A 12088-nucleotide genomic window follows, 5' to 3' on the forward strand; every position below is an offset into this window, starting at 1 on the left:
ATTAAAAAGTAGGAAGTTCGGTGTGTATTTATACCTACTTTTAGGTATTGTCATCCTTTTGCTATCGCGATAATTTTGCGATTGAAAATTAAAGGCATTTTATGAGACCTAATTTGTTGTTAATATTAATATTCTTAATTACTCCTATAACCGGATTTTCATATAATATCTCAGGGAAAATACTTGATGTAAAATCTAAAAAGCCAATAGAGTTTGCTACTGTATGGGTTGAGGGTACGGGTATTGGTACCGTGACAGATGTAAATGGAAGTTTTCTGGTAAATAGTCTTTCTGAGGGTAATTATGAAATTATCATTAGATGTTTGGGCTACACAGAGAAAAAGGAGAAAATATATCTCATGAAGAATGCTGATGTAGTATTTTATCTTTTTGAAACATCCTTGGCTTTGGACGAGGTGACTGTTACGGCTGAGAGAAAAGCAAATGATGCAGCCACGACTTATACCCTGAACAGGACAGCATTAGACCATTTACAGAGTGTAAGTGTAACGGATGCCTTAAGCCTGTTACCAGGTGAACAGACAAACAAATATAAAACCTTGACATCATCAGAACAGGTTGTTACTTTGAGAGGTGAAACTACGGAGATGGGTAATCCTGATTTTGGAACTGTAGTTGAGATGGATGGAGTAAGACTTTCCGGTAATGCTACTGCTCAATCTACAGGTGGAACTGATTTAAGGAATGTGGGTAATAATAACGTAGAAAGAATAGACGTTATTACAGGTGTTCCTTCTGTGGAATATGGTGACTTGACAAATGGTGTTGTCAGAATAATAACACGAAAAGGTAAAAGTCCTCTTTTTGCAAACATATCAGTACGTCCCAACACGCAGTCATATTCATTGAGTAAGGGTATCGACCTGGGAGGAAAAAGAGGGATAGTCAATCTGTCATATGAGCGTGTACGTTCTGTCTCTGATATTGCATCTCCATATACTTCATATATGAGGAATGCCTTTGGCTTCAAGTATTCCAATGCAGTAAATTATTCGTCAGGACGGAATCTTTCCATGGATTTCAGTCTGAATGGTAATGTGGGTGGACTGAACTCTGAGTCAGACCCGGATGCTTTCAAGGAAACTTATACCAAGAAAAAAGACAATGCCTTGTGGAGCAGCATCGCTTTCAATTATATGATAAACTCTAATTGGCTTTCAAATCTGAGATGGGGGATGACTTTCTCTTATTCTGATAAGATGTCGGAAGTGAAGACAAACCAATCTGCATCATCAGCCATGCCTGCTTTGCATACCACAGAAGAAGGGTATTTCGTAGCTTCCAGATATGAAGACAATCCTTCGTCGCCAATAATTCTGTTGCCTACCGGATACTGGTATGTCACTACATATAATGACAACCGTCCGATAAATTATTCTGCTTATGTTAAAGCCAAGTGGACACATAAGATTGGAAATATAACGAGTAATTTACTTTTGGGCTCCGATATTAAGTCAGACGGAAATCTGGGAAGAGGAGAATATTATACAGATATGTCCGTTGCACCGACCTGGAGAGAATACAGATACGATAATCTGCCGTATATAAATAACTGGGCCTCATATATAGAAGAGGATTTGAATGTAGCATTCAAAAATTCCAGTCTGAATCTGAAAGCTGGTTTGAGAAATGATATGACTGTAATATCCGGTTCTGATTATGGAACAGTTTCAAGTCTGTCCCCAAGAATCAGTGCGAAATATTCGTTTGGTAATTCTGATAAAGGATTCTTCAGAGGAGCAACTGTCAGAATGGGATGGGGGAAAGCTGTAAAACTTCCTTCATTTGAGATACTTTATCCTAGGGAAACATACGTTGACAGACTGGCTTTTGCTCCAGGAACAATGGCTGACGGAACTACATATTATGCATACCACACTCATCCGGTTACTCCTATATATAACTCATCACTGAAGTGGCAATATAGCATAATGCGTGAAGTGGGTGCAGACGTTAATTTTAAATGGGTAAGAATGTCATTGTCCTTTTATTATAACAGTATGATGAGTCCATATTCCAGCACGAGGTTTTATTCACCTTTTGATTATAAACTTACGGACCAGAGTGCTTTGGAGTCTTGTCTGATTCCTTCTTCAGACAGGATTTACAGTATTGACCGTAATACCGGTATCGTTACCGTATCCGATAAAGCCGGAACACTACCTTCGCAAGAACTGGACTACAAAGTTGTAAATGACTTTCAGTCGGCAAGCATGAGTATAAATGGTTCTTCGTCTTCGAGAATGGGACTGGAGTGGGTATTGGATTTTGATAAGATCAGATCAATAAACACTTCAGTACGAATAGATGGAAAGTATTACAGATATAGAGGTATTGATGAAGTTATTGTGCCATCCAGGGTTAACCTGACAAGTTCAGATGGGCAACCATATAAATATATAGGATATTATGTTGGCGGAACAGGTAATTATAATGGTTTCGAAAGTAAACGCTTAAATACAAATCTGACTTTTATCACTCATATACCTAAACTGAGAATGATCTTCTCATTGCGTTTTGAAGGAACATTTATGAATACACGTCAGAATTTGAGTGAGTACAGTGGAGGAACAAGAAGTTATGTAATTGACGGCAGAGGTGATTATTTGCCGTCCGCTACGGATAAAGATATTTATGATGGAGAAAATTATGTAGTGACTTATCCATTGTATTATGTATCCCGCGATGATATGGATACCAAAGTTCCATTTATGGATAAGCTGTTGTGGGCATACGATAATGATAAGGACTTATATAATGAGTTGACTAAACTTGCTGTAAAGAGCAGTTATGGATATATCTTCAAAAAACAGAGTTATTCACCTTATTTCTCAGCCAATCTCAATGTGTCAAAAGAAATAGGCAAGTATCTTACTGTCTCTTTTTTCGCAAATAACTTCTTCTACAATATGCAGAAGATAAAAAATGAACAGACAGGAAACGAAACATCATTGTTTGATTCAAGCCTGATTACTCCTTTTAATTACGGAATTTCATTTAAACTAAAATTATAACTGTTATGAGAAAATTTTTTTTCGCTTTAAGCATTTTGATGCTTAGCTTATTCGTCTATTCATGTACGGAGAAAGATAATCCGCAATATGAATTAAGTAAAGTAAAAATTCAGTTGGTATATCCCGAGGGCTATAACACATCAGAAGGTGTGGAAGTATCGTTGAAGAATACTTCTACCGGAGCTGTGTTTACTGAAAAGAGCAGTGCGGAAGGTGCTGCTCTGTTTGAAGTGCCTAAGGGTATATATGAGGCTTCTGCTTCGGAACAAAGAGTGGTCGATGCGGAGGTTTATCTTTTTAATGGAGTAAACAGCAACGTAAATGCCAGTGCAGAAAATGTAGAAGCTGTAATAAATCTGGATTTGTCAAAAGGCGGTTCGGTGGTTATTAAAGAACTATACGTAGGCGGATGTCCAAAAGACGACGGTTCTGGGTATTTTGCAAGAGACCAGTATGTGATACTATATAACAATTCGTCTGCAACTTTAGATATAAGTGATTTTGCTCTTGCAATGGTAAATCCTTACAATTCGCAGAGTACAAATAATGACTATGTTGATGGAGAGTTGTTTTATGCATCGCAAGGATGGATACCTGCCGGAAATGGTTTGTGGTATTTTGAAAACAACGTAAAACTGGAGTCTGGAAAACAGATTGTTATAGCAATTTGTGGAGCTGTTGATAATACAAAGACATATTCGCAGTCAATAAACTATGCTAACAGTGAGTATTATTGCTGTTATGATATAGAGGATTATAATCTGACTTCTTACTATCCAACTCCTTCTGAATTAATTCCTACAGAACACTATCTGAAAGTTTATAGTTACGGATTGGGTAAGGCATGGCCTTTAAGCAATTCCAGTCCGGCATTCTATATAGTACGTCCTCAGGGAACAACTCTAAAGGATTTTGTTGACAACCCTGAAAATGAGAACATGTACGGTTCTAATCAGGTCCGTAGAAAAGTTCCTGTAGAGTGGGTTGTCGATGGTATAGAAGTGTTTGCAAAAGGACAGTCTAACAATCAGAAAAGACTTCTGCCTACAATTGATGCAGGTTATGTGGAAATGACTGCCAAGATGGGCTATACTCTTTACAGAAATGTAGATAAGGAAGCTACTGAGGCTATCAAGGAAAATGAAGGTAAACTTGTATATAATTATTCACTAGGAGTAGAAGGTTCTACCGACCCAAGTGGAATTGATGCTGAGGCTTCAATCAAGAATGGTGCAAGAATAATCTACAAGGATACAAATAATTCTACGGTAGATTTCCATCTGAGAAGTAAAGCTTCATTAAGGAATTGATTATGTATTTAAGGAATACCAGAAACCTTAGAATGGCAATGGCAACGGGAATAATTCTTCTCGTTGCTATACCTGTTCGTGCAGATAATAATCATGCTGTTGCTGATATGGATTATGATGAGACTATTTTGAAATTTTATGCATCACAGAGTGAGAATGTTTCTTTCCTAACGGAAATGAAATGTTCAAACTTGTCTTATCTGGAAATGAATGCTCATATCCGTAAAGGTGATATGGTTAATTATTATCAGTCTGACGATAGCAGGGATTTTGAAATCAGAACAGAGTCGTATTATCGTTTCAATGAACGTCTGATATTGTCTGGCGCAATATCATATGGTATGGATAAAGGAAACAACATGTCAGGTTCTGTATTCATTAATCCTGAATATACTCCTTTCGATATTGTAGAGGTGGACAGATCCAATGCTGGAGTCAAACGCAGAGAATGGTATTCATTGAGCGGAAAAGCAGGGTACTCGCTGAACTCAAGAATCTCGTTGGGAGCTTCATTGGAATATGCCGTTGAGAACTATGCCAAGTTCAAGGATTTGAGGCATCAGAATTCTATGATGGATTTGAATCTGTCTTTTGGAGGCAAGTATAAAATCACCGATAACGTAACTTTAGGTTCTGCCTATGTTTATAGAAGAAACATTCAGAGGGTATCATTTAATATTTATGGTAATACGGACAGGCAATATACTTCGCTGATAAGTTTCGGTGGCTTTTATGGGCGTAGCGAATTATTTGGGGAGAGTGGATATACCTCTAATGCTCTTCCTTTGTTTACGCAGACTAATGGTGGTGCTTTGCAACTATTATGGGAAACAACCGGTATGAAGTGGTTTAATGAATTTGGTTATTATAAGGATAATGGACAGTTCGGAACAGGCTCCTCTACTTCAATTACTTATAGTAATCATAATTCTACAGTACTGGAGTACAAGTCGAAACTTATAATAGAAAAGCCTCGTATATCTCATGTGTTTGAACTGAATGTATTCAGCAAATCGCTCGAGAATAATGAGAACTCATATAAGGAAAGCACTGATGCAAATGGAGTATCGCAAATCGTTTATTATGGTAGCAATAAAGTAGGCGAGAAGGAATGGAAAGGGGCTGATATCACATATTCAATTCTTTCAGGAAAAGGAATACGGCGTTCCGAGTGGTCGGCAGGTATAGATGCTGGATATTATTCACGTCTTGTAAAAGCTTCGCAGTATCCGTTCTACAGAAAGCAGGATATCAATACGGTCCATGCTGGTTTGTTTGCGAGAAAGAACTGGTTTAAGAAGAAAAATATTTACACCATGTTGATAAAAGGCGGATATTCAACAGGATGGGGAAATATGAACGAAGACGGAACATACACCGTTGTTTCAGAAAACCAGAAAGTTCCTGTCTCCCTTGATAATCTGCTTGTTCAGGAATATGATTATAACATAGCAAGTCAGGTGAAATCATGCGTCTCTTTGGGATATGAAAGAGGAATTTCGGAAAAACTGTCACTGTATTCGAGTGTAGATTTTTCGTTTCTGACAGCCTTGAATACCAGTATGAAAGGCAAGAAACACTTTGTATGCGGCCTTTCGGCTGGAGTTAAATTCTAATGTTTAAAAATAATATATATGGAGAAGATTATAGAATGCGATAAAATAACGCATTATTATGGAGACAGACTGATTTATGCCGACCTTAGTTTTGACGTAGAAAAAGGTAAGGTGTTAGGTCTGTTAGGTAAGAATGGAACGGGGAAGACAACCATTATAAACATTCTGAATGGATACTTGAAACCCCGTTCCGGTGTATGCCGTCTGTTTGGTGAGGATATGAATAACATAAGTCCAGCCACGAAATCAAGGGTAGGGTTGTTGCTTGAAGGACATGTACAGCATACATATTTCAATGTGCAGCAGATAGAGAAATTTTATTCGGCATTTTTCCCAAAGTGGAAGAAGGAAGCATATTATGAACTTCTTAAAAAACTGCAGGTCCTTCCCACACAGAAAATCTCTACTATGTCGTGCGGACAGCGCTCACAGGTAGCCTTGGGACTTTTGTTTGCACAGGACCCTGATTTGCTGATTCTGGATGACTTTTCTATGGGACTTGATCCGGGTTATCGTCGTCTCTTTGTAGAATATTTAAAGGAATATGCTTCGGCAGAAAACAAGACTGTGTTCCTGACTTCGCATATCATTCAAGATATGGAAATGCTCATAGATGACTGTATGATTATGGATTATGGCCGTCTGCTTCTTCACCGACCGGTCAAGGAGATAATGAACAACTTCAGGCGATACAGATTTGTCACACCGGGACAGGATTTCAGGCTATCGACCGACAATGACTTCTGGAATCCGTCAGTGCTTGGTGATAAATGGGAAGTTTATTCTTTCCTGAATAAAGAAGAGGTACTGGCAAAGCTCTCTGTAATGGGAGTAAAGGAGATTACAGAGGAGCATCTCTCACTTGAGGATGCATTTATTGGTCTGACAGGAAAATATTGATAATAATAAAGTGATAAAATATGAATTTGTTTAAGGCTCTATCGTATAAAGAATGGATGAAGACAAGAAAGTTTATTCTAGTGGTTTTTGTCCTGCTGGCTGCTGTAGCAGTATATTCTTATATTGACATTACGTACGCCATAAGAATAGAAGAGGCGGTAAATATTTGGTATGGATTTATTTTTCAGGGAGTATCGGTATCAAATCTTATGATGTATCTGATACCATTGTCGGGTATTTCGATGGCTATAGTACAGTTTGTTCCTGAAATGACGAACAAGAGATTCAAACTGACATTACATCTTCCTGCCAGCGAAACAAGACTGGTGTCTGCAATGCTGCTGTATGGTTATGGAGTGTTATTTGCATTGTATTTAGCCTGCATTGTATTCATGTCTGTTATTATAGGTATGGTTATGCCTTCTGAAGTAGTGCATATGATGGTATCGCAGTTTCTGCCTTGGATTACTGCCGGACTTGCCGGATATGGATTTACGTCATGGATATGTGTAGAACCAAGCTGGAAGCAGAGAATATTCAACATGCTGATTTCAGTAGGACTGTTGTCTGTACTGTTTGTTTCTGTTTATCCTGAGACCTATTCCTACTTTGGATGGGGCATGATTCTCGTGCTTGTTTCGTCGTTTGTTTTTCCTTTCTATTCGTGTGTCAGATTTAAACAGGGAATTCAGTGATATGATTTAATCGTTAACAATAAAAACAGTTTTTTGATATGAGATTTAAGAATATTATATATGTGGCAATCCTTGTTCTGACTACAGTAATAACTTCGTGGTCAATACCGGCTCTGGTAAAGAAAATTGTGTATGAGTCAAATGGATATCCTCTGATGTACTACAGTTCACGTTTGAAAGAACTTTGTATAATAGATTTTCGTGAGATGAATGATGCTTTCCGCGATGTGAAAGGAAATGTATATCCACGTTCGCAATACGATTCTCTCTTGCCGCTGATGAACTACAGGCAGCTGGCTATGAATGGAAACTTGCCTGACTCACTTGAAGGTTATGCAATGGATGTAAAAGTTCTTCGTTCGAAACAGGTGGTTTATCGTTTCAGACCGTCGGATGTATATTCTCCTCAACCAAAGATGGGAGTATTGCTTGAGGCTATGCCGAAAAGGGGAAGTCTGTCATTGCCGGGTGATTATTTCAGAATGAACGATAATGAAATGGTTTTCGTAAATGCTGAAACGAACTCTGTAAATGACGCAAAAAGTAAGATGTTTACTGATGAGCTTCTGAAAAAAGGATTCGAATTCCCGGCAAAGGCTTTTTGGGGTAATCCTACTGTGCGTAAAGCTTATGAGGAAGGTTATTTCTGCCTGGACAATAAAGGCGAGTTATTTCACGTAAAAATGGTTAACGGACGTCCTTTTGTGAAGAACACAGGAGTTAGCAAGCAGGTAGATGTAAAATGGTTTGTCATGCGCGAGGTAAGCGATAAAAGATTTTATGGTTACCTTTTCGGACAGAACGGAGAGTTGGGAATAGTTGAAAGCAATGATGACGGTGGATACAGATTTATCAAGATGGATGTACGTCCTGTCGATATTACAAAGGATGACATAACAATTATGGGTAATTTACTTTACTGGACGGTAAGAATATATAACTCTGAATCAATGGATTGCTATGGACTTAAAACATCTACTTTGGAGTCATTGACAACTTATCATCAGGAGAAAGAAATTGGAACTTGGGACAAGGTAGCCAATTTTGTTTTCCCTGTAATCTTATCGCCATCTTCGCCGGATAATGGCTATATTAACTGTTATGTTCTTCATTTCTCGGCATCGGCATGGATACTGTCAGTTATATTGGCACTGTTGGTTTTTGTGTTTATGAGAAAAAGATTAGCTTTGCAAAAGAATCTTATAGTATCTGCAGTAGTTGCTCTGACGGGTATTACTGGTGTTATTGCATTTATATTATTGCCTAAAAACAGATTTGAGTAAACCTTAAAAAAATAATTATAAACTTAATCATAACTTTTTAAAATGAAAAAACTTTACTTTTTTATTGCAGCTTTAGCTATAAGTGTGGCGTTTACATCATGTGGAAACAGTAAAAAGCAGTCGGATGAATCTTCAGCCACAGAGCTGGCCGCCCAGAAGATAGACGTTTCAAAAGCTTTGTATGTAGAAGAAATCCTGAAGAATGCAGAACAGGAAGTAGGCAAGGAAATTACCCTTAAAGGTTTCGTGACTCATACGTGCAAGCATTCTGGACGCAGATGTTTTGTTATGGGTAATGACCAGAAAACATCTATCCGTGTAGAGGCAAGAGGAAACATCGGTGGCTTCAATCGTGAACTTATCGGTTCAGAGCTTGTTATCAAGGGAATTCTGAAAGAAAACAAACTTACGAAAGAATATATTGACCAGGCAGAAGAAGAACTGAAGGAAAAGCAGGGAAAAGAAGGCAACGGTGAAACTTGCGATGCTGAATTGAGCAATATAGAAAATATGCGTAAGTGGATGAAGGAAAACAACAAAGACTATTATTCAATATATTTCGTAGAAGGAACTGACTATGAAGTTGTTGAATAAAAGCCTTTCATATTGGTTGAGGGTTATCCATCGTGACCTGGGATTTCTGATGGTGGGACTGTGTCTGGTTTATGGAGTGTCAGGATTCCTTCTTAACCACATGGACGGAAAAGACCCAGCTTTCAAAACCACAGAAACAAAGGTGGAGATGAAGAAGGGGATGGATGCAGATGAGATAACTGCTGAATGGAACGCAGATTCTGAACTGCCACATCTCAAGAAAGTTCTTAAAATTGACGATGAACACTTTAGAATTATGCTGGAAGGGGGAGTTGGAATATACAACTCTCTAACCGGTGTTACTGAATACGAAACTCATGAAAAACGTCCTGTGATATACTGGTTTAACAGGCTTCATTATAACCGCATAAACGGATGGAGTTTTATGGGTGATTTCTTTGCTTTCTCACTCGTTTTCTTTGCCATTTCCGGATTATTTATGATTAAAGGAAAGAATGGTATTGCGGGAAGAGGTAAATGGTATTTGCTGATTGGAATATTGATTCCGATAATATATATGATTCTTTCATAACTCTTTTTGACTGTCTCAAACTTGATATTGGGGCAGTCTTTTTTTGATATAAAAGCTAAAAAGCTCAAATAATACTGAAAGGTAAGATTTCGATTTGTAATCATTACAAAATAAAAATTATATTTGCAAGCGAACCAATATAATTTAAGTTATGAAGAAAATCAGTCTTTTATCTCTGTTCTTATTTGGCATAATGTCATATAATTCTACATTTGCCCAGGAAAGAGTTATCACCCGCGGAGTAGAGGTATCCACAAACGGTTATATGCCGGAAGTAGGAGTGATGGCTCCGGACTTTTCTGCAACAGACAAGGGTATGAACGAGGTTTCCCTTTCGTCGTTCAAAGGGAAGAAGGTGGTGTTGAATATTTTTCCGAGTCTGGATACACCGACATGTGCTCTTTCTGTAAGACATTTTAATGCTGATGCGGCTTCTCTTGAAAATACCGTGGTGCTTTGCGTTTCGAAGGATTTGCCTTTTGCTCAATCAAGATTTTGCTCTACGGAAGGATTGGACAGGGTAATACCACTATCGGTTTTCCGTAGTGAGGATTTTGAAAAGAATTATGGTTTGGTTATAACTGAAGGCCCTATGAGAGGGTTGACTACAAGAGCTGTAATAGTTATTGATGAAACAGGAAAGATTATTTACCGCCAGCTTGTGAAGAATGTTTCGGAGGAACCTGATTATCAGAAAGCTCTCGAACGGTTGAAATAAAATTTTTGATATCTGACAGAATAAATCCTCTTATCATGGCAAATAGCTCTGATAAGAGGATTCTTTACTTTTCTATTTATCTTGAAAAATAGAATTAATATACCTTGTTGAGGATTTCTTTTGCAACTGTACCGGTTACCAGTCCGTCCTCACCAAAATGTACGTCTCTTTCATTGAAACGACGTTCTATTTCGTCTATCACTTCTCTGCCAATATTGTTTTCTGAGAGAGATGTTGTGAGACCAAGAGAATTGAAGAATTCACGAGTCTTGCGTATAGTTTCGTTTATACGGAAATCGTGTGTTCCTGAACTTACTCCGAACACTCTTGCGCCTACCTGCATGATTTTCTCACTCTTCTGCTGGCGGAGTACGTCCATTGTACCAGGAAGGATTATCGCGAGTGTATGTCCGTGAGTGAGTCCTGTGAGAGCTGTCACTTCATGACCAATCATGTGTGTAGCCCAGTCCTGTGAAACTCCCAAAGCAATAAATCCGTTAAGAGCCATTGTAGCACACATCATGAAATCTGCCATATTCTGGTAGTCCTGCTTGTTTTCCTTGATTTTCGGAGCAATCTCGACCAGTGTCTGAAGGATGCTTTCAGCCCAGCGGTCCATTAATCTTGATTCTCCGGCTTTAGTGAGATACTGTTCCATAACGTGTACGAATGTATCTGCAATACCGCATGCTATCTGATAGTCTGGCAATGAGAAAGTTACTTCAGGATCAAGGATTGAAAACTTAGGGAAGTTTGAGAAGAAAGCATACTTTTCTTTAGTTTCCTTGCATGAAATAACGGCACCGTCGTTCATTTCCGAACCTGTGGCAGGTATAGTAAGAACTGTTCCCAGAGGAACTGTCGTGTCGGCTTTTCCTTTTTTTACCAAGTCCCATGCGTCGCCATCATAAAGCAGACCTGCTGAGATGAGTTTTGTTCCGTCTATTACAGAGCCGCCACCAACAGCCAGAAGGAAATCTACTTTTTCTGCTTTTCCCAGTGCGATAGCCTCACGCAGTGTTTCTATGGCCGGGTTTGGTTCTATACCCCAGAATTCAACTGTGTTATGATTTTTCAGGGCTTCCTTTACCTGCTCATATACTCCGTTTCTCTTTACGCTGCCACCTCCGAAAGTGATCATTATTTTCTTGTCGGCAGGTATTTCTTTACTTAACCGGGCAATCATACCTTTGCCCATAATCAGTTTTGTAGGATTCTGAAAGCAAAAATTGTTCAACATATTATTCTGTATTTATGGTTTTAAAACTTTATGCAAATGTACATATTTATACTGAGAGTTCAAACTTTATATTTTTAACATATATGTGTGCGTTTTTGTTTATCTTTTAATGAGATAGACTGCACCTCGGAATTAAAAGTTGAAAACACTGTTTTCACTTTGTAC

The 12088-nt window shown here is 38.3% G+C and carries 10 protein-coding genes; 9 read left to right on the forward strand and 1 reads right to left on the reverse strand.

Going from position 1 to position 12088, the window contains the following annotated elements; genetic code table 11:
• Positions 1-101: 101 nt before the first annotated feature.
• The 9 genes from NW213_RS05280 (at position 102) to tpx (ending at position 10683) form a co-directional block, all read left to right on the forward strand.
• Positions 102-3035, forward strand: coding sequence for a TonB-dependent receptor (locus NW213_RS05280; protein WP_258322062.1), 2934 nt, complete (start codon positions 102-104; stop codon positions 3033-3035).
• Positions 3036-3040: 5 nt separating this feature from the next.
• Positions 3041-4345 (forward strand): DUF4876 domain-containing protein, encoded by a 1305-nt coding sequence (locus tag NW213_RS05285; protein ID WP_258322063.1) that lies wholly within the window; start codon positions 3041-3043, stop codon positions 4343-4345.
• A 2-nt stretch (positions 4346-4347) separates the two neighbouring features.
• Positions 4348-5961: a DUF6850 family outer membrane beta-barrel protein gene (locus tag NW213_RS05290; RefSeq protein ID WP_258322064.1), complete on the forward strand. Its 1614-nt coding sequence runs from the start codon at positions 4348-4350 to the stop codon at positions 5959-5961.
• An 18-nt stretch (positions 5962-5979) separates the two neighbouring features.
• Positions 5980-6861 (forward strand): ABC transporter ATP-binding protein, encoded by an 882-nt coding sequence (locus NW213_RS05295; RefSeq protein ID WP_204390441.1) that lies wholly within the window; start codon positions 5980-5982, stop codon positions 6859-6861.
• Between the two features lie 20 nt (positions 6862-6881).
• On the forward strand, positions 6882-7556 hold the full coding sequence (locus tag NW213_RS05300; protein WP_235340179.1) for a hypothetical protein: 675 nt from the start codon (positions 6882-6884) through the stop codon (positions 7554-7556).
• Between the two features lie 38 nt (positions 7557-7594).
• Positions 7595-8839, forward strand: a complete 1245-nt coding sequence (locus tag NW213_RS05305; protein WP_258322065.1) for a DUF4857 domain-containing protein — start codon at positions 7595-7597, stop codon at positions 8837-8839.
• A gap of 42 nt (positions 8840-8881) precedes the next feature.
• The gene (locus tag NW213_RS05310; RefSeq protein ID WP_258322066.1) at positions 8882-9433 is read left to right on the forward strand and encodes a hypothetical protein; all 552 of its coding nucleotides are present in this window, start codon (positions 8882-8884) and stop codon (positions 9431-9433) included.
• Complete coding sequence (locus tag NW213_RS05315) at positions 9417-9965, forward strand: PepSY-associated TM helix domain-containing protein (protein ID WP_235340177.1); 549 nt, start codon at positions 9417-9419, stop codon at positions 9963-9965. The genes NW213_RS05310 and NW213_RS05315 overlap by 17 nt, the downstream gene beginning before the upstream one ends.
• A 193-nt stretch (positions 9966-10158) precedes the next feature.
• Positions 10159-10683, forward strand: coding sequence for a thiol peroxidase (tpx, locus tag NW213_RS05320; protein WP_239469049.1), 525 nt, complete (start codon positions 10159-10161; stop codon positions 10681-10683).
• Between the two features lie 94 nt (positions 10684-10777).
• Here the strand turns inward: tpx and NW213_RS05325 are convergent, their stop codons facing one another.
• Positions 10778-11920: an iron-containing alcohol dehydrogenase gene (locus NW213_RS05325; RefSeq protein WP_258322120.1), complete on the reverse strand. Its 1143-nt coding sequence runs from the start codon at positions 11918-11920 to the stop codon at positions 10778-10780.
• Between the last annotated feature and the right edge of the window lie 168 nt (positions 11921-12088).

It is taken from the genome of Bacteroides sp. ET336, from assembly GCF_024733815.1.
GTDB lineage: Bacteria > Bacteroidota > Bacteroidia > Bacteroidales > Bacteroidaceae > Phocaeicola > Phocaeicola cellulolyticus.